The organism is Butyrivibrio sp. INlla16 (genome assembly GCF_900104155.1).
Classification (GTDB): domain Bacteria; phylum Bacillota; class Clostridia; order Lachnospirales; family Lachnospiraceae; genus Butyrivibrio.
On record NZ_FMYB01000005.1, the window covers coordinates 17,103 to 36,732 of the forward strand.

The 19,630-nt window shown below is 39.2% G+C and carries 16 protein-coding genes; all 16 read right to left on the bottom strand.

What is annotated here, in order from left to right; translation table 11 throughout:
• The 16 genes from hisD to BLR42_RS03740 all read right to left on the bottom strand — a co-directional run bounded on the left by hisD (position 1) and on the right by BLR42_RS03740 (position 19,629).
• On the bottom strand, positions 1-1,296 hold the full coding sequence (gene hisD, locus BLR42_RS03665; protein ID WP_022759957.1) for a histidinol dehydrogenase: 1,296 nt from the start codon (positions 1,294-1,296) through the stop codon (positions 1-3).
• On the bottom strand, positions 1,296-1,943 hold the full coding sequence (hisG, locus tag BLR42_RS03670) for an ATP phosphoribosyltransferase (RefSeq protein WP_026497515.1): 648 nt from the start codon (positions 1,941-1,943) through the stop codon (positions 1,296-1,298). Before hisG ends, hisD begins: the two co-directional genes overlap by 1 nt.
• Before the next feature lie 2 nt (positions 1,944-1,945).
• Entirely contained in the window at positions 1,946-3,058 is a 1,113-nt protein-coding gene (gene hisZ / locus BLR42_RS03675) for an ATP phosphoribosyltransferase regulatory subunit (RefSeq protein ID WP_091866750.1), read from the bottom strand.
• Between the two features lie 88 nt (positions 3,059-3,146).
• Positions 3,147-3,680, bottom strand: coding sequence for a Holliday junction resolvase RecU (locus BLR42_RS03680; protein ID WP_022759954.1), 534 nt, complete (start codon positions 3,678-3,680; stop codon positions 3,147-3,149).
• A gap of 35 nt (positions 3,681-3,715) precedes the next feature.
• Entirely contained in the window at positions 3,716-4,894 is a 1,179-nt protein-coding gene (locus BLR42_RS03685) for an RluA family pseudouridine synthase (protein WP_242879172.1), read from the bottom strand.
• Entirely contained in the window at positions 4,785-5,387 is a 603-nt protein-coding gene (locus BLR42_RS03690; protein WP_091866755.1) for a hypothetical protein, read from the bottom strand. Before BLR42_RS03690 ends, BLR42_RS03685 begins: the two co-directional genes overlap by 110 nt.
• A gap of 19 nt (positions 5,388-5,406) precedes the next feature.
• Entirely contained in the window at positions 5,407-6,114 is a 708-nt protein-coding gene (locus tag BLR42_RS03695) for a pseudouridine synthase (RefSeq protein WP_091866757.1), read from the bottom strand.
• A 60-nt stretch (positions 6,115-6,174) separates the two neighbouring features.
• Positions 6,175-6,825 carry an ATP synthase subunit B family protein gene (locus BLR42_RS03700; RefSeq protein WP_022759950.1) on the bottom strand — a complete coding sequence of 217 codons (651 nt, stop codon included), beginning with the start codon at positions 6,823-6,825 and terminating at the stop codon, positions 6,175-6,177.
• 5 nt (positions 6,826-6,830) lie between these two features.
• The gene (gene coaD / locus BLR42_RS03705; protein ID WP_091866759.1) at positions 6,831-7,334 is read right to left on the bottom strand and encodes a pantetheine-phosphate adenylyltransferase; all 504 of its coding nucleotides are present in this window, start codon (positions 7,332-7,334) and stop codon (positions 6,831-6,833) included.
• 14 nt (positions 7,335-7,348) lie between these two features.
• Positions 7,349-9,970 carry an Ig-like domain-containing protein gene (locus BLR42_RS03710; protein WP_091866761.1) on the bottom strand — a complete coding sequence of 874 codons (2,622 nt, stop codon included), beginning with the start codon at positions 9,968-9,970 and terminating at the stop codon, positions 7,349-7,351.
• Positions 9,971-10,037: 67 nt separating this feature from the next.
• Positions 10,038-10,586: a 16S rRNA (guanine(966)-N(2))-methyltransferase RsmD gene (gene rsmD / locus BLR42_RS03715; protein ID WP_091866763.1), complete on the bottom strand. Its 549-nt coding sequence runs from the start codon at positions 10,584-10,586 to the stop codon at positions 10,038-10,040.
• Positions 10,583-12,820, bottom strand: a complete 2,238-nt coding sequence (locus BLR42_RS03720) for a DNA gyrase/topoisomerase IV subunit A (protein ID WP_091866765.1) — start codon at positions 12,818-12,820, stop codon at positions 10,583-10,585. The genes rsmD and BLR42_RS03720 overlap by 4 nt, the downstream gene beginning before the upstream one ends.
• 63 nt (positions 12,821-12,883) lie before the next feature.
• Complete coding sequence (locus BLR42_RS03725) at positions 12,884-14,806, bottom strand: DNA gyrase/topoisomerase IV subunit B (RefSeq protein ID WP_091866767.1); 1,923 nt, start codon at positions 14,804-14,806, stop codon at positions 12,884-12,886.
• Between the two features lie 37 nt (positions 14,807-14,843).
• The gene (locus tag BLR42_RS03730; RefSeq protein WP_091866769.1) at positions 14,844-15,713 is read right to left on the bottom strand and encodes a DegV family protein; all 870 of its coding nucleotides are present in this window, start codon (positions 15,711-15,713) and stop codon (positions 14,844-14,846) included.
• A 66-nt stretch (positions 15,714-15,779) separates the two neighbouring features.
• Positions 15,780-17,843: an ATP-dependent DNA helicase RecG gene (gene recG / locus BLR42_RS03735; RefSeq protein WP_091866772.1), complete on the bottom strand. Its 2,064-nt coding sequence runs from the start codon at positions 17,841-17,843 to the stop codon at positions 15,780-15,782.
• Positions 17,844-17,847: 4 nt separating this feature from the next.
• Complete coding sequence (locus BLR42_RS03740; RefSeq protein ID WP_091866917.1) at positions 17,848-19,629, bottom strand: DAK2 domain-containing protein; 1,782 nt, start codon at positions 19,627-19,629, stop codon at positions 17,848-17,850.
• Between the last annotated feature and the right edge of the window lies 1 nt (position 19,630).

A 19,630-nucleotide genomic window follows, 5' to 3' on the forward strand; every position in this document is an offset into this window, starting at 1 on the left:
TTATTCCTCCTCAAATCTAACTGCTATTGAATTTGCATGGGCTGTCAGGCCCTCATTTTTAGCAAAAAGTTCAATATCCTTATGAACCTTTCTTAGACCATCCTCAGAATACGCAATTATACTTGTCTTCTTTACAAAATCATCCACAGAAAGCGGTGAGAAAAATCTTGCTGTCTGATTGGTGGGTAAAATATGGTTAGGGCCTGCAAAATAATCACCAAGGGGCTCAGAAGAATACGCTCCAAGGAAAATAGCACCCGCGTGCTTGATTTTCGGCATAACCTCAAAAGGATTCTTTGTAATGATTTCAAGGTGCTCTGAGGCTATGGCGTTTGCTGCATCAATAACATCAGTCATATTATCAGCAACAAAAATGTATCCGTAATTATCAAGCGACTTTTGAATTATCTCACTTCTCTCAAGCTTTTGGGTAAAAGCCTCTACTTCTACTGAAACATCTTCGGCAAGCTTCTTACTTGTAGTTACAAGAATTGCACTGGCCATCTCATCATGCTCTGCCTGTGATAAAAGGTCTGCCGCAACATATCTAGGATTTGCGGTTTCATCGGCAATTACAAGAATTTCAGAAGGACCTGCAATAGAATCAATAGAAACATAACCAAAGCAGGCTTTTTTTGCAAGAGCAACGAATATATTTCCGGGACCAGTAATTTTATCCACTTTCGGAACTGATTCGGTACCAAATGCCATAGCTGCAATAGCCTGTGCTCCTCCAACCTTGTACACTTCGGTAACACCTGCAATATCAGCAGCTACCAGAGTTCCGGGATTGATTTTTCCATCTTTTGAAGGCGGTGTACACATTATAATACGTTCTACACCTGCAACCTTGGCGGGTACAACATTCATAAGTACGCTTGAAGGATAGGCAGCTTTTCCACCTGGTACATAAACACCGGATATTTCAATTGGGATGATTCTCTGACCAAGAATTGAGCCATCTTCTTTTGTATCTATCCAGGTATTTCTCTTTTGCTTTTCATGAAATACACGAATGTTTTCAGCACTTTTCTTTATAACATCAATAAAGTCATCGTCAAGAGCTTCATATGCAGCCTCAATCTCCTGCCTTGTTACCTTTATTGTATCAGCTGTTATATCAAAATGATCAAATTTAGAGGTATATTCAAAAATAGCTTTGTCACCATTTTCTCTTACATTTGTAATTATATCATTTACGATCTGCTCGTATTCACCGTAATTAGAAGGACTTCTTTTTAATAACTTCTCAAGGAGCTCTCCTTTTGTTTTACTGTTTAATTCTACTATCCGCATTACAGGTTCTCCTTCATGTCATTGATTAGTTTATGAATTCTTTCAGATTCCATCTGCATACTTACCTGGTTTACAATAACTCTTGCAGATAACGGACATATCTCCTCCAAAACAGTAAGACCGTTTTCACGAAGTGTACTGCCTGTTTCAACTATATCAACTATAACATCCGAGAGATTAACAATTGGACCAAGTTCTACCGAACCGTTTAGTTTAATAATATCAACAGTCTGGTTTTTTCTGTTATAAAAATAATCCTTTGCAATATTAGGATATTTGCTGGCAACCTTGATCATTTCATGATGATCGAGAAGTTCTCTGGCAGATTCGGGGCCGCATACACACATTCTGCATTTACCGAATCCAAGATCCAGAACTTCATATACACTGCGATTTTCCTCCATAATGGTATCCTTGCCGACTATACCGATGTCAGCTGCACCATACTCAACGTAGGTGGGAACATCAGGGCCCTTTGCCAGGAAAAACTTAAGTTTCAGTTCTTCATTCGTGAAAATTAGTTTTCTTGTCTTTTTATCAGTGATTTCCTCACACTCAATGCCGCATTTCTTTAAAAGTTCCATTGTTGAATCAACAAGTCTTCCCTTACCAAGGGCAAATGTGAGATATCTATCCTGTTTATTCATTATTATTTTGCCCCCTTTAAGATTACTCTTGATCCCTGCTTCCTAAGCTCTTTCGCCTTAGAAAGAGAATCCTTGAAGCTGTTTTCATCATATTCAATAACTATTGGCTTATCTTCTTCAGGCAACTGAATTTTCTGGTTGTATAAAGCTTTCATCAGATCATCAAGATTAATCATAAATCCGATTGAAGGTGCGCTCTTTCCAAATCTGTCGAGAAGGTCATCATATCGACCGCCTTTTGCTATCGCATCACCTACACCGTAGGTATAAGCGCCAAACATTACGCCGGTATAATAATTAAATTTACTGAGCATACCCAGATCAAAAGATATGTAATCCTGAATACCGTAGTTACATAATACCTGATATAAACTTTGAAGGTGAGAAATAGCTTTTTGTGAACGCTTGTTATTAACGAGCTTTCCTGCTTCTTCAAGAACTTCTGCATTTCCTATACAGGTTGAAACACTTTTTATTAGTTCGCGGTATTTTTCTGAAATTCCGGACTCTTCCATGATAAGATCTGCAGCAAATGTATTTCTGCTTACAAGCTTTTCTCTTATAGCTTCTTCAGTATCAAAATCGATGCCGGCTTCTTCGCAGATACCGTAATAATAATCAGCATCACCTATACTTACCTTAAAATCGTTTAAGCCCGTAGCGGAAATCGATTCCACAAGCAATGCGATCATCTCAGCATCAGCAAAAATTGAGCCATCGTTCATAAGCTCAGCGCCGATTTCGGAAACTTCCTTCAGCTTTCCCTGCAGACTGTGAGTATTTAAAAATGTCTTACCGCTGTAACAGAATCTAACAGGTTCTTCATCTTCCAAAAAATATTTACTTACACATCTTGCTACTGATGGTGTGAAATCCGGACGAAGTACCATGGTATTACCATCCTGGTCAAAGAACTTATAGAGCTCTTTTTCACTGTTACTGCTGATCTCCTCCGCAAAAACATCAAAAAACTCAAAAGTAGGAGTATCAATGGCTTCAAACCCGTAAGATTTCATACGGTTTCCTATAGTATTAATTACAAAGGATCTGTCACTGCATTCTTTTCCATATAGATCACGTACACCCTCTGGTGTGTGCAAAAGTCTTCGATTCATACATATCTCCTGGATACTTTATTACATTAACGTGCTACTTCGCTACTACATTAAATTTATTTAAGTTTATAGGAATACAATTTATTTGTCAATCTCTTTGCTCAAGATCTTTTTGCAGCATATCCAAATAAGGGATATATCCTTTTGTATCATCTGAAATTATATATTCCGGATCGAGCTCATCATATCGAAAACTTTTTCGTCCGCCTTCAACGGCTCTTTCCCAAAAATATTTGAGTTTTCTATAAGGAAGATAATAGAATTCCCCTCGCCCGGTATAATAAATCAGAAAAAAAGCAATGCCGTCCTGTGCTTCAAATTTTTCCATAAAAGAAACCTGATGGGGATGGATGTTTTCCAGGGTGAATGTATCCTGTGCACATTCTTTTGCATCAAAGCAAACAGGAATTCCCTGAACTGCGCCTATATAATCGACAGTACTTTTTTGATCAAAATAGGCAAGTGTAATATGTCTTGTTTCTTTATCAATATTTATCGGTGTAATAGGCGTGGGAATCTTTTGGATGAGGGCGAGTGCCTCTTCCTGATATTTTTCGTTTGTTCGATTTATCAGTTCCTCCAGAGTGTTACCACGAAGGCCTCTTGAATTCCATGTGGCCATATTGTCTCCATTCGAAAGAATAAATACGAAATTATTTATGAAAACAGTTTGAATTTTATGTTTGAATAAATAGCAGGAAGTTCAGCTTCAAAAATCTTGCCCGAAAGATATGAAAAATCATCATCCATCACCGGAAATTCCAGCCTGCTTGAATGAAGCAGCTGATATTTTAATCCGAATTCAGACTTAATTATCTTATTAGTCTGTTCATTACCATACTTAGTATCACCGATCAGTGGATGTCCTTCCGATGATAAATGTGCTCTTATCTGATGTGTTTTCCCTGTATGAAGTAATACTTCCAGCTCTGTAAGTATAGTTTTTTTATCTGAGATATAGAGTGCACCATGACCCAAAACCTTAAAAGATGTTTTTACCGGGGAATATAGGTTATTTTGTTCATCGTTGGGCTTAGTATCAGTAAGAACTACTTTATTTGTTTTTTTATCCTTAAATAGATAACCGGATAAATGCGAATCAGAGACAATATTTCCAACAACAATTGTTCTGTAATATTTATGAAGAGTTCTGTCTTTTAACAGCTCGGCCATTTTTCTGGCTCCGGGTAGTGATTTGGAACATATTAGAAGCCCCGATGTATTTCGGTCCAGACGGTTACATACAGATGGCCTGAAAGTTGCAAGACTCTCTTTACTTATGTCTCCTTGGTTAAGAAGATATCCTATAAGCCATTCGTTAATACTTAAATCTTTAGCTTCAGATTTCTGAGATAAGATTCCGCATGGTTTGTTTAAAAGAAGAATGCTTTCATCTTCATATATAATTTCAAGGTCTCCGAATTTCGCAAAGGCTCTCTCATACTCCGTCGCCGTATTATTGGCAGCACTTCCAGTATCATAAATATTCACATGTTTATTTGCGAATTTGTAGAATGTTTCATCGGAAAAAAATACGGATATAACATCCCCTTCTTTAAGAGCTTCCTTTCCGCTTGCCTTTTTTCCGTTAAGAGTAATATTCTTTTTTCTAAGCATCTTAAATAAAAATCCCATGGAGCATTCGGTAAAATAGCTCCCCAGAAATTTATCCAATCTCTTACCTGTTGAATTTTTATCTATTTTAATTTCTCTCATATCACCCTGATTATAATGAAATTGAAAGTAAAACAAGCGCACAGGTTTCAACCGTGCCGGGCACCCAGGAATCTTCAATTGCCTGAGGATCGATATTCTTGGATTGCCGTATCTGTTCAAGATTATCGAGCCTGTTACAAAATGCATTAATATCTTTAAATACCTTGACTGTGTAACTGCTGTAACCGCTCTGTGATATCTGGTTTCTAATGTGTTTCTCGCAGTTTGAGGTATCAAGGGCTTTATTTTCCGTATAGCAGATTACATTCTTATCAAGAACTGTTGCAGCTGCAATACTAAAATTTTCATCGTAACTAGTCATCTCAAGATCATATCTGATGAGAAGCCCGCCTCTGTGAGCTTCAATTATGTCGTACGCAGCCTTGCTGCAAGGATGCGCTTTAATGTACATTATAAGATTGACAGCACTAAGTCCTGTGGGCAGGCATCCAAGTGCAGCAATTATACTAAATGCACTCTTATTTGATTTATAGATAAAAAGACCTGTGAAAAATATAATCAGACAAATTGCAAGTGCAATAATGGTCCTTATAGTTGCAAACTTACGATTATATTCAATATATCCAAAATTTCCCTTTGCTACTCTTTTCATGACAACCTCTGAATATCAGTTATTTTAATAGATCAAGCTCTTCATCCGTAAGCTCTCGGTATTCACCCGGAGCAAGAGTTGGATCAAGAAAAAGTCCCCCCATCCTTATCCTTTTTAGGAAAGTAACTTCATTTCTTATGGCTTCAAGCATACGCTTAACCTGATGGAATCTCCCCTCATGGATGATAAGGTGCAAAACTGCTTCACCATTTACATCTTCAATAAATGCTTTTGCGGGAAGTGTAGGTTCATCATCACCTATATCAACGCCTTCCTCAAGCTTCTTAAGATCTAAATCAGATATCACTCTTGCAGTATGGACTTCATATTCCTTTTCAACATGCTTTTTGGGAGAAAGAAGCCTGTGAGCAAGCTTTCCATCATTTGTTATTATCAGAAGTCCTTCAGTATCTTTATCAAGCCTTCCGACAGGAGCCAAATTATTGTCAAAACCTATATCAATGAGATCAAGAACAGTTTTGTCATGATTGTCTTTTGTTGCAGAAACAACGCCTTGCGGCTTATTAAGCAGATAATATCTGAATTCTTTATAATCGGAAGTGAGACTTTCGCCCGAAAATAAGATTTCATTTATGGTAGGATCAACGCTAAACTCAGGTTTTGTTATAACATTACCATCAACGCATACCATACCGTTTTTTATATATTCTTTAAGTTGTTTCCTGCTTCCGATGCCGCAGGATCCCAAAAACTTATCTAATCTCATAATATATCCTAAAAGAAAAGCTGCCGCATGATTTACTCACCGGCAGCTATAAAATTATTATTACAATAAATCAAGATTCAAATCAGAGCCATCGTCAAGCATAACTTCTGGAGTTATTTCTGTAAAATTAGAAGCCGGCTTGGGTTTCTCTTTTACGTTAGAAGGATTGACACTTGGCGGAACAAGATCCGCTCTGTTTGATTTAATTGTTTCACTATATGAAGTAAGATCTTTTAAGAAAGAAGTTGTACTTGCATTAGTGGTTTCAATTGCCTTATTTACTATTACTTCAACCTCTGCAAGCAGGTTATCTGTATAACTTACTGCTGCAGCCTTCATCTGATTGGCTTCATTTGTAGACCTTGTAAGAATCTCCTCAGCTTGCTTTGCAGCATGGGCAATTACCTCATTAGCCTGTGCATAAGCCTGCTGCATGATATCATGTTCATTTATCATTGCATGAGTCTGCTCTGTGGCTCTGTCAATCAGATCTTTTGCCTTTTTCCTGGCATCCTCGAGAATAGCTTCTTTATTGCTGATAATAGTCTGATATCTTCTGATTTCTTCGGGTGTTTTACTGCGAAGCTCTCTTAGAAGTTCATCAATCTCTTCTTTGTTTACTACAATGTTAGTATGCGACAGCGGCTGATACTTGCAGTTGTCAATGAATGTTTCAATTTCATCAATACATTGTTCAATTCTACTGCTCATAGTCTTTACCCCCCAATTTGCTGTTTATCATACCCATATTTCTCATAAACCATTTGTGCGACATACTCTGTTACACAGCGGCTTATATCCCCATGAAAGCTTGCGAATTCACGAACAGTTGAACTGCTTAGATATGCGTATTCAAGGCTTGTTGTCAGGAAAACAGTATCAACTTCATTTTGTGAAAATGCTTTATTGGTCTGAGCAATCTGGAGTTCATATTCAAAATCGGTGATAGCTCTGAGACCTCGTAAAAGAATCCTTATATTGTTTTGCTTGCAATAATCGATGATAAGACCTTCATGACAGTCAATCTCAACATTATCAAGATCCTTAACTGCTTCCTTAATCATCTTAACACGTTCATCTACTGAAAACAACGGACTCTTAGCTGTGTTCACGCTTACCACAACGACCAGCTTATCAAACATGGCAGAAGCTCTTTTGATAATATCAAGATGTCCTAATGTTATAGGATCAAAGCTTCCGGGATAAACAGCTATTTTCATTACAATTCCTCTTTTTATCTTACTTTTACAATACAGGTTGCCTTATGATTTCCATCCTCGGATTTAACTGTAATTTTAGCTTTTCCTGGACTTAATGCTACAAGATTGCCATAAGCATCTACTGAAACAACACTGGGTTTAGAGCTTTTCCAGGTCACATTCTTATTTGTTGCCTTTTTGGGGTTTAATTTAACTCCAAGAGTATAAGTACTACCAACTGTAAGTTTTAATTTCTTCTTGGTAAGTTTTACAGATCTTACACGTTTTGCTTTTTTTACAATGACAGTAACTTTCCTTGAAATTCCGCCATCTCGTGTCTTACATGTAATAAAGCATTTTCCGGGTTTCTTACCTGTAATAATACCGTATTTATTGACTGTCGCAATTTTCTTATTGCTTGACTTGAACTTTATGCTCTTATTAAAGGCCCATTCAGGGAATACGGCTGTGCCAATTGATGCTTTTGATCCGGCATAAACGGTGATTTTTGTTGCGGATACATCAAGACCTTTTACTCTTCCGTCTGTAACTATGAGTCGGCAACGAGCCTTTTTTCCGCCATATGCAGAGGTTGCGAAGATTTCGCATTCACCGTTCCTTATACCCATTACAAGACCGGTATCACTAACAGTGGCAACTGTCGTATCAGAAGAATTCCATCTGATACCCTGCTTGGAATTTGCGGGGAGACAGGTTGCACTAAGCTGTAATGGTGAACCAACCGCAATTATAGCATTGGCCTGACTTATAGCAACGCTTGTGGGTTTAACAAAACTGCCTTCGGAACCGTTATAATCAGTACTGCTTACAGGATAAACTCTGTAGAAATCAGCTGTTGCATATTCCGGATACCTAATGTGATAAATGCTGTCAAAAGCTACTTTTTTATTATAATCGACACGACTTCCTTTTAAGAAGTTATCGGTTTTTGCAGGTGTATTGTGGCCGGGTCTGGGATCATATGCGTCCCAGGTGCCATCAACATAATAATATATATTGCCAAGTTGTACTATATTCCAACCATGACCCGAATTCTGATCACCTTCCTCTGCAAGACCTGCAACTAATCTTGAATCAATTCCAACTGAAAGCATAATTCTGTAGAAAAGAAGAGAATACCCTTCACATACCGTATTATTTAAGCAAGCTGCAGAATAACATGAGTAGCCAATAAACTTGTTTGGATTTGATATAGTTTCATAATCATAAGATATGTGCGTGGTTATATATCTATATGTATTATAAATTTTCTGGTAATCAGTACCCTTATTTAATCCATTATTCTTAATTATTTGATCAATCTTCTGAGTTGTCAGTACTTCCTGCGCAGCATCATGATTATATACAAACATAAGCTGTATAGAACCGTATGTGTAATTGTCGGCATAAGCAATGGAAGACTGTCTTGCAATTTGATGGAATGCCCATCTAACATAATCGCCTTCATTAGGCACACCGGTGTGCTCCCAAATAATAGGAAGCATAGGATTTAATATAGTGGTCTCGTTATACAGATCCGGCAATTTGAAATTAATCATTACAGAAGTCTGTCTTGCTTTAATTGCCTCTCTTGCAACCTCTGCCATCTCCTGAATTGAAGTACATTTTCCGCCTGATGAAAGAAGTGATTTAACATTTACGGTTGAGTCAAGCTGTGACGCAAGCGTGTTAAGCTCATTCTGGCTAACGGCAATTCTGTTTTCATAAACGGGATTTACTTCTGCTGTTGCCTCTGATGTCTCGAAATTAAGTACTACAGCTACGTCATAAACTGAGAAACTTTCGGCATCATAAGATACAACTGTTTCTTCGCCATCACCGTAAACATCTGTGGCATTCTCTGTTACATCAGCAGGAACCTCTGTTGTAGTGGCATCATCCTCGATATGGAACACCTGAACGGAAGTACTTTCGTTCTCCGAATTAGCATCAGAAAGCTTATCATTTAATGTTATCTCTACTGAAACATTTCCATCAGGCTCAAACTCCTGACCATCCTTTATAAGTGTTATATCAAATGATGCGGAATCGTAAACTACGGATTCTGCAGGAAGAACATCATTTACAAGATCATCAACCTTCTGGTCGCCAACTTTTTTTACCTTTGTGATGTCAACTGTTGTACCCTCAGGAACAATCCCCTCTTCCGCATGAAGCTTTATTATATAGCCATCGATCTCTTTTTCAAAATCAAAAGCCCCGGGAGCCTGCGCATTTCCATCTGAAACAGCTGCTTCATTTGCAGCATTGCCATCTGAAACGGCATCAGCTGAATTATTCAGATCTTCTTCAGTTTCAGCTTCAGAAATTTCTTCGTTTTCTGATACATCCGGATTTTCAGCGAATTCATTTTCTGCAGGAACAGATTCTTCTGAAGCGGGAGTATCAATTGCCGCTTCAGTTTTCTCCGGTTCTTTTGTGGTTTCTTCTGATTCAGTTTCGGCAGGTACTTCTTCCTCAGCATTACCGTCTGAAACAGATAAGAGATTTACATCTTCAGTCTCTTCAATTGCCTGCAGAAATTCAGCGGAGTTAATTTCTTCCGCTTTTACACTTAAAGGCGCTACGCCTTCTGCAAACAAGGCAGCACTTAGTACAAGCGCTAAAACACTTTTTCCCCAAATTTCTTTTCTCACTTACTCTCTTTTCCTTTCTGTATACCCCTCTCACAGAAAATATATAATCACATGTTTTCGCGTGGCATTAAGCCTTTTTCATGAAAACATGCTGATTTGTCTTATATCTCTTTTCTTTTATGATTTCAAAACCATTTTCTTCAAAAACTGATAAATCCATATCCAGACTACATTCAGCTATGAGCATGGTATATTCTGTGACATATGGTAATCTTCCAAGTAACTCAAAGGTTCTCTCATATAGTCCCGACTCATAAGGCGGATCCACAAATATTATATGAGCTTCCTTTTCGTTGACATTTTTTAAGCCGACCAGAACATCAGACTTTAATACAGTAGCTTTGTCCTCAAAATGAGTTGTCTGCAGATTCTGATTGATACACTTAATTGCCTTGATATTATTCTCTATAAAATACGCTCTTTTTGCGCCTCTTGATAAAGCTTCTATTCCAATACCGCCGCTGCCGGCGAAAACATCGATAAAAATAGCACCCGGCACATCATTTTGAAGCATATTAAAAAGAGTCTCTTTTATACGGTCCTGCGTTGGCCTGGTATCATTCCCCTCGGGAGTTACCAGTTTTAGCCTTCTTGCTTCACCTGCTATTACTCTCATAATCTCACCTTTGTACCCTTTGTATCTCTGCTTGTGATCTTTAGATGATCAAGAGCTAGGGCTTTTCCGTTATGCTCTATTGAAAGATCATCCGTTTCCTTTAAATAATAAACATCTCTTACAAGGTCTTTTGCTCCAAGTCTCATACCGCGAACGCCCACGGCACCCTTTTTCTTCTCAGGGACATCTGTAACATTAAATCTCAGGAAGAAGCCGTTTTCTGATTGTAGCACAACAGTACTGATTTCGTGAAGCTCATGAACACTGACAACTTCATCACCTTCCGCAAGCTTTGTGGCTGCAACGGATCTTCTGGATACATCAAATTCTCCGCCGTCGACAATCTTCATATTAGCCTGCTTTGTAACAAACATTATTCTGTAAAGGTTAAGGCTGCTTTGGCTTGCTACATATATAATCTGATCACTTGTCGTGTCGAAATCACTGACATTATCAATAGGAACCCCCTTGTCACGCATCCTTCCCGCAGGAAGATCCATTGCCTTTATGGTATGAAGCGTTCCGTTTGCAGTAAAGACGCAAACCTTTCCGGTGTTCTTCATTACAAACGAATATTTAAAGTCATTCTTGATAGTCTCAAGATTCTTCTCATAAGTTGTTACATCAATTGTCTTGGCATATCCGAAGCGGTCCATAAGGAATGCAACATCAATCTCCTCAATGGGCTTTTCTTCGTAAACAGCATCCTCAACGTTATCAACAACAGTACGTCTCTTCACATTGTATTTCTTCTTGATTTCTGAGAGTTCATTTTGAATTACAAGTGACATGGACTCGTGATCTTCAAGAATATCCTCATAGCGATATATCTTGGCGATTGTGTCTTCGTGCTCCTTAACAAGAGCTTCAAGTTCGAGACCGATTAATTTATATAGCCTCATCTCAAGAATGGCATCAGCCTGTCTCTCTGTGAAAAGAAGCTGTGCAGCCATAGCTCTTGAAGCCTCACTCTTAAATCTGATTCCCTCGGTATTACCGTTTACAAGACAGTCCTTAGCCATAGGTCTGTCCTTGGAACCTCTTAAAATCTCAATTACAATATCAATTACGTTGCAGGCCTTGATGAGACCTTCCTGGATCTCTTTCTTATCCTGTTCCTTCTTAAGAAGTGTTGTATACTTTCTTCTTGCTGTCTCAAACTGAAAATCGACAACTGATCTCATTATTGATGAAAGACTCATAGTCTCGGGTCTTCCATCACAGATAGCAAGCATATTTACGCCGAATGTGTCCTCAAGTTTTGTCTTCTTATAGAGAAGGTTCTTGAAGTTCTCAACATCTGTATCTTTCTTAAGCTCAATTACAATTCTGATACCTTCCTTTGAAGACTGGTTGGATATATCGATAATGTCATTGGTTATCTTCTTCTCAGCAAGCTCAGCCACGTCAGAAAGGAATTTACCTATTCCGGCACCAATCATAGTGTAAGGAATCTCAGTAACTACAAGATTTATATGTCCTGCTTTTCCCTTTTCAACTTCGACCTTACCTCTGACTCTTATTTTGCCCTGCCCGGTCTCATAAATAGCACGAAGTTCGTCCTTGTTTGTGACAATACCACCTGTAGGGAAATCGGGTCCTTTAATATATTTCATGAGCTGCTTGGCGGATAACTCCGGATTTTGCATATAAGCAATCTCGGCATCAATAACCTCGCCGATATTATGAGGAGGTGTGCTTGTAGCCATACCAACTGCTATACCTTCAGACCCGTTAATAAGAAAGTTCGGAATCTTTACAGGTAAAACCGAAGGTTCTCGCTCTGTCTCGTCAAAGTTAGGGACAAAGTCAACAACATCCTTATCAAGATCAGCCAGGAAATTTTCCTGAGTAATCTGGGCAAGTCTCGCCTCTGTATAACGCATGGCAGCGGCACCGTCTCCCTCGATATTGCCAAAGTTACCATGACCGTCAACAAGCGGAACAGCCTTCTTAAAATCCTGAGTCATCACAACGAGCGAATCGTAAATAGAACTGTCACCGTGAGGATGATATTTACCCATGGTATCGCCGACAATACGTGCGCTCTTACGATATGGTCTGTCATATCTGATTCCAAGCTCATACATATCGTAAAGAGTTCTTCTCTGAACAGGCTTAAGACCATCCCTGATATCAGGAAGCGCTCTTGCCACGATAACACTCATAGCATAATCAATATACGATTTTTGCATTATCTCCGAGTATTCGGAGCGAATTAATCTTTCTTCCATTTATACCTCATCCGTCAGCTAAGCTGACACCTTGTCTGTACTTTTAGCAAAGAAGGCAAATATTTAAATATCAAGCTCAGCATCGGTCGCGTGCTGATGAATAAAATCTCTTCTTGGCGGAACTTCATTACCCATAAGAAGCTCTGTCATATGTGATGCCATCTTGGCATCCTCAATCTCAACGAGTCTCATCATACGATTCTCGGGATCAAGTGTTGTCTCCCAAAGCTGTTCGGGATCCATCTCTCCAAGACCCTTATATCTCTGAAGTGTAAAAGGTCCCTTGTGATTTTTTCTGTATTTTTCAAGAGCAGAATCATCATAGAGGTATTCCTCTTTTCCTCTGCTTGGGATAGCCTTGTAAAGAGGCGGCATGGCGATATAAACATGCCCCTCGAAAATAAGCTCAGGCATGAATCTGTAGAACAGAGTAAGCAAAAGCGTCGCAATATGAGAACCATCGACATCGGCATCGGCCATGATAACTATCTTGTCATAGCGAAGCTTTGAAATATCAAAGTCATTACCGTAGCCTTCTGAAAATCCGCATCCGAACGCATTGATCATAGTCTTGATCTCAGCATTGGCAAGCACCTTATCAATACTTGCCTTTTCAACATTAAGAATCTTGCCTCTGATAGGAAGTATAGCCTGAAATTCACGGTTTCTTGCCATCTTGGCGCTGCCGCCCGCAGAATCTCCCTCGACGATGAAAATCTCACACTTTGAAGCATCCTTGCTAATGCAGTTAGCCAGCTTTCCGTTGGAATCAAATGAATATTTCTGTTTTGTTAAAAGATTCGTCTTGGCTTTTTCTTCGGTTTTTCTGATCTTTGCTGCCTTTTCGGCACAACCGATAATAGATTTTAATACTTCAATATTTCTGTCAAAAAATCTTGTGACTTCATCACCGGTAATCTGCGAAACAATCTTGGCCGCATCCTGATTATCAAGCTTGGTTTTTGTCTGGCCCTCAAATCTTGGGTCCGGATGCTTGATACTGACAACGGCAGTCATACCGTTTCGCACATCAGTACCGTTAAAGTTGGCATCTTTTTCTTTAAGAGAACCAATCTCTCTGGCGTATTGATTGATAATATTTGTAAACATGGTTTTAAAGCCGGTGAGGTGTGTTCCACCTTCGGCATTATAAATGTTATTACAAAAGCCAAGAATGTTTTCGTGAAATTCGTTGACATACTGAAAAGCCACATCAACTGAGACTCCGTCGCTCTCTCCGCTATAGAAGATTACATCTGTAACTGCTTCCTTGGACTTATTCATATCTCTGATAAAACCGGTAATGCCTTCAGGCTCATGGAATTCTATATACTCCTCCGTGCCCGGTCTGTCATCAATATAAATAATAGTTAGATTCGGATTAAGATAAGCGGTCTCATGAAGTCTGGATTTTATATCCTCTTCTCTGAATCTGGTTTTTTCGAAAATTGTAGGATCGGGTAAAAATGATATGGTTGTACCATGTTCTCTTGTTTTACCGACAGGCTCAAGAAGTCCATCCTTAAGTTTGACAGTGGGAACGCCTCTCTCATAAGCGTCTTCATAGATCTGACCATCGGTTTTAACCTGAACCTTTAGCCAGGTAGATAAAGCGTTAACAACAGAAGAACCTACACCGTGAAGTCCACCACTGGTCTTGTATGCAGCGTTATCAAACTTACCACCTGCATGGAGCATAGTCAGTACAACACGTTCTGCAGTAATTCCCTTGGCATGCATACCAACAGGGATTCCACGACCATTATCTTCTACCGTAGCACTTCCGTCAGGATTGAGTGTCACTGTTATCTGTGAGCAATATCCTGCAAGATGCTCATCCACAGCATTATCCACTATTTCGTAGACAAGATGATTAAGTCCCCTTGTTGAAACACTTCCTATATACATACCGGGTCTCATTCTAACGGCTTCGAGACCCTCCAAAACTGTAATGCTTGAAGCATCATAGTTATTATTTACTGACATAAAACTTCCCAACCTTACAAAACTTTTTTCTTACTTTTTATACATGTATTTTTCTTGATGCAGCAATAGCCAAGGCTCCGGGCCCGATATGACAGGAAACCACGAGTGATAGCGGATCCATATGCATCTCATATCCTGGGAAAGCAGCTTCAACCTCACCTTTAAATTCGTTTGCCTTTTCAAGATCATATGAGTAGGCGCCGCTTAAGTGAACATCATGCGCATCAATTCCGCCAAATCTGTTCTCAAAATCCGAGAGCATGGCATTAATCATAATATTCTTACCCTGAGTTGCAGTTCTTGCTTTAGCAAACGCATCAAGTTTTTCGCCCTGGATCTGCAAAACCGGTTTAAGTTTTAACAAAGTACCAAGAGCTGCGGCGGCAGGTGTTATTCTTCCGCCCTTTTTAAGGTAGTACAATGTATCAAGCATAATATAAATACTTGACTCAAATTTAACCTCTTCGAGCTTGTCCTTTATTTCCTTGCCGTTCATTCCTTTATCTCTAAGCTCTATCGCATCGAGAACAGACTGCCTCATTGTTACTGAGATTCTCTGATTATTGACAACAAATACTTTGCCCTCATAATCATCGGATGCAAGCATGGTTGCTGTCTGGCATGAACTGCTCAGGCCGCTGCTGAGAGGTATATATACAATCTCATCATATTCTTTAAGCATTGCATCCCATAGCTCAAGAAGAGCACCGGGGCTGGGCTGGCTGGTTGATACATCGGCTCCATCTGCAAGCTTTTTGAAGAAATCCTCCTGAGTAAGATTAATTCCTTCTAAATACTCAACACCATCAATCATAAAGGGAGTGGGAATTACTTTTATTCCAAGTGCTTCACCATCTGCAGGCATAATTCCGCTGTTTGTATCTGTTATGATTGCTACTTTTGACATGTTATCCTCCGAGAAAATATACAATATATTGTATTATTCGAACACATACTCTACTAAATTTTACTTTTATAATGCTGTAAAGTCAAATGAATTCGATATAAGCCACTGTTTTAATGGGCTGTTTTCTTCCATGATAAGATCCGGATCTTCTGAAAGCAGCCTGTCTGCAAGTGCTGCTGCTTCCCTAATAAGTGCTGCATCCTGATAAATATCAGCAACGTGGAATGACATTTCTCCGCTTTGTCTTATTCCGAATAAGTCACCCGGGCCTCTTTGTTTTAAATCCTCTTCAGCTATGACAAAACCATCGTTGGAATGATTCATTATATCAAGCCTTTGTTTAGCTTCTTCGCGACCGGAAGTATTTATAAAAATACAGTATGACTGGTCCTTTCCTCTTCCAACTCTTCCGCGAAGCTGATGTAGCTGTGCAAGACCGAAACGTTCAGAATTTTCTATCATCATCACAGTTGCATTCGGAACATTAATGCCGACTTCAATGACAGTTGTGGATACAAGAATATCTATTTCACCTCTTGCAAACTCTTCCATAATGCTTTCTTTTTCGGACGGTTTTTGTTTACCGTGAAGCGTACGTATTCTAATATCAGACGGCATGGAATCTCTAAGCTTTTCTGTATAATCAGATACATTTTCAAGCCCATCCGTTTCGCCCTCTTCGATCATCGGACATATTACATATGCCTGATGTCCCTTTTTGACCTGATCCGCAATAAATTTATAAGCAGTGGGTCTATACTCTGTGCCAACGACACAATTCTTAATAGGAATTCTTCCTTTTGGCATTTCATCCAGTATAGAAATATGAAGGTCTCCGTAAAGAATAATTGCAAGCGTTCTGGGAATAGGCGTTGCACTCATCGCAAGAATATGCACATTTTTTCCTTTTTCAGAGAGTCTTTCTCTTTGCTGGACGCCAAATCTATGCTGCTCATCAGTAATAACAAGAGAAAGATTATTATAATTTACCTTCTCCTGTATAAGCGCATTGGTACCGATAATCAGATTATAATCACCGTTCTCGATACCTTCCTGTGCTATCCTTTTTTCCTTTACAGAAAGTGAACCTACAAGCAGAATAGGTGTAATTGGAAGATTATACCGCTCTTTCATCTCTATGAAACCTTCATAATGTTGCCTGGCAAGAACTTCTGTGGGTGCCATAATTGCACCCTGATAGCCATTTTCGGCAGTAAAAAGAAGCGATAAAAATGCAAGAATGGTCTTTCCGGATCCAACGTCGCCCTGTATCAGTCTGTTCATAACATTTTTGCCGGTCAGATCACTTTTTATATCAGCCCATATTTCGAGCTGCTTTCCGGTAAGCTTGTAAGGAAGCCTGTCAATTAATGAATCTGACTGTGCACTTGATTTATAATTATAATCATTTATTGACTGTTCCTCATATCTCTTGAGAAAACGCAGTCTGAGAATAAATTCCAGTATTTCATTAAATGCTATACGTCTTCTTGCAGTAGAAAATTCTTCCATATTTGCAGGAAAATGTATTTTCCTTACTGCCTCTGAGTAGTCCATAAGCCCCAGTTGTCTTCTTATATATGAAGGTAGCATCTCTTCCAAATACGGAGTTGAAGGAATTGCCTGCTTTACGGTTTTTATTACAAGCTGATTGGAAAGCCCTTTGACAAGCGGATATCTGGGTTGCATAGAACCCATAATTTCAAGATAGTCCTCTGTTTTGAACATTTTGGGCTGTTCCATAACAAATGAATTACCCTTTTTTTGAACAAGACCTCGGAAAACATAATATTTTCCCGGTTTGATATTGTTCCTCATAAAAGGCATATTAAAATACGTGATTTGTAATGTGCCTGTAACATCCCCTGCTTTGAATGTAAGAATGCTTAAATTTCGGACTTTCTTAACAGCAATATTACCTACAGCGGTAAGTCTGACTGCACTAATCTCTCCTGAAGCTAAGTCTGAAACATTTTTTATTTCTTCGCAGATATCGTAATCTCTTGGAAAATATGAAAGAAGGTCTTCTACAGTCTTTATTCCGCACTTTTCAAAAAGGGCGCTGCTTTTATCGCCAACGCCCTTTAAAGAAGATACATGTTCAATTAAGGATGGATTTTTATTTACCATCTTATTACTCCGCACTCACAATGTAATAGTAAATAGGCTGACCACCATACTGAACTTCAACATCACAGCCTGAGAATTTAGCACTGATTCTATCGCTTAGAGCAGCTGCTTCTTCTTCCTTGATGTCAGAACCATAAAACAGGCTGATAAGTTCGGTAGAGTCATCTACAATCTTATCGATCATCATCGCTGTAACATCTTCAATATCAGAACCGACTCCAAGAATTCCGTTGTCGCCGATTCCCATGTAGTCACCCTGTTTGATTGTGACATCATCTATCATCGTATCGCGAACAGCATATGTAACCTCACCGGTTTTTACTGTTGAAATAGCTTCTTTCATGCCCTCTTCATTCTCTTCTACAGACGTTCCGGGCATGAAGTTGATAGCAGCAGTGATGCCCTGGGGTACAGTCTTAGTGGGAATAACAACAATTTTCTTATTGTCACCCTTATCTTCCATCATAATCTTTGCCTGATTAGCGGCGAGTATTATGTTCTTATTGTTGGGTAATACAAATACAGTATCGGCATTGACTCTGGATGCAGCATCGAGAATGTCCTCTGTACTGGGGTTCATAGTCTGTCCGCCTTCGATTACATAATCAACGCCAAGACCTCTGAATATCTCTGCAAGACCGTCGCCTGCACATACTGCAACAAATCCAATATCCTTGTGCTCTGAATTAACAAACTCAGGCTCAGCTTTCTTTTCAGAAACAGGAGTCTGGTCTTTCAGCGGAATATCATCATCTCTATTATAAGTGGGAGTTGACTCAGCGGCTCCATTAATCTCAGTATCTATTTCCGCATATACTCCGTTCTGTGTCTCGTGGAAAAGCTTTTCACGGTGCTCCATTCTCATGTTATCAATTTTCATGTTTGATAACTGGCCATACATAAGAGCACGCTGAATAGCAAGTCCGGGATCATTACTGTGAACATGAACTTTGCAAATTTCATCATCGGCAACCATAACAATACTATCGCCAATCGATTCCAGAAATGCCTTAAAATCTATTTCCTGCTTAACATTTAAAGGTTTACTTAAAAGGACTATAAATTCTGTACAATATCCAAATTTAATATCTACTTCGGCTGTTGCCTGAGCCTTTGATGCTACCGGTGTTGCTGCTGCTTCATCTATTGTGTAATCAATCTTTTTTCCAAGATATGCATCAAGAGCTCCCTTAAGAACCTGCATAAGACCCTGTCCGCCGGAATCAACTACGCCGGCCTGCTTAAGAACAGGAAGCATCTCAGGAGTTTTATTTAATACTTCGTCGCCGTACTTTATGATTTCTTCAAAGAAAGGCTCAAGATCTTCAGCGCCTTCCTTGGCTAACTCCATAGCCTTTTCCGCAGCACCCTTTGCAACGGTAAGAATTGTTCCTTCTTTAGGCTTCATTACTGCTTTATATGCAGTCTCAACTGCTTTATCAAAAGCGTTTGCAATGATTGAAGCATCCAGTTCATCATAATCACGGACACCCTTTGTAAAACCACGAAGAAGCTGTGAAAGGATAACGCCGGAGTTACCTCTGGCTCCGCGCATAGCGCCGGAATAAATACTTTTGCAAAGGCTTCCCATATCAACATCTTCCGGAAGGTTCTTTACATCCTTTGCAGCAGACATGATAGTCATTGTCATATTTGTTCCTGTATCTCCGTCAGGAACAGGGAAAACGTTAAGCTCGTTTATCCACTCTTTTTTTGCATTCAAATTACTTGCGCCTGCAAGAAACATTTTCTTTACATCAGACGCTTTAATAGTGTTAGCCAAAATT

Bases quoted from the DNA above. Each gene is read 5' to 3' on its own strand.
- BLR42_RS03730 (WP_091866769.1), bottom strand. From the start codon at position 15,713: ATGTCAAAAGTAGCAATCATAACAGATACAAACAGCGGAATTATGCCT.
- hisD (WP_022759957.1), bottom strand. From the start codon at position 1,296: ATGCGGATAGTAGAATTAAACAGTAAAACAAAAGGAGAGCTCCTTGAG.
- coaD (WP_091866759.1), bottom strand. From the start codon at position 7,334: ATGAAAATAGCTGTTTATCCCGGAAGCTTTGATCCTATAACATTAGGA.
- recG (WP_091866772.1), bottom strand. From the start codon at position 17,843: ATGGTAAATAAAAATCCATCCTTAATTGAACATGTATCTTCTTTAAAG.
- hisG (WP_026497515.1), bottom strand. From the start codon at position 1,943: ATGAATAAACAGGATAGATATCTCACATTTGCCCTTGGTAAGGGAAGA.
- rsmD (WP_091866763.1), bottom strand. From the start codon at position 10,586: ATGAGAGTAATAGCAGGTGAAGCAAGAAGGCTAAAACTGGTAACTCCC.
- BLR42_RS03725 (WP_091866767.1), bottom strand. From the start codon at position 14,806: ATGTCAGTAAATAATAACTATGATGCTTCAAGCATTACAGTTTTGGAG.
- hisZ (WP_091866750.1), bottom strand. From the start codon at position 3,058: ATGAATCGAAGACTTTTGCACACACCAGAGGGTGTACGTGATCTATAT.
- BLR42_RS03680 (WP_022759954.1), bottom strand. From the start codon at position 3,680: ATGGCCACATGGAATTCAAGAGGCCTTCGTGGTAACACTCTGGAGGAA.
- BLR42_RS03695 (WP_091866757.1), bottom strand. From the start codon at position 6,114: ATGAGATTAGATAAGTTTTTGGGATCCTGCGGCATCGGAAGCAGGAAA.
- BLR42_RS03700 (WP_022759950.1), bottom strand. From the start codon at position 6,825: ATGAGCAGTAGAATTGAACAATGTATTGATGAAATTGAAACATTCATT.
- BLR42_RS03690 (WP_091866755.1), bottom strand. From the start codon at position 5,387: ATGAAAAGAGTAGCAAAGGGAAATTTTGGATATATTGAATATAATCGT.
- BLR42_RS03720 (WP_091866765.1), bottom strand. From the start codon at position 12,820: ATGGAAGAAAGATTAATTCGCTCCGAATACTCGGAGATAATGCAAAAA.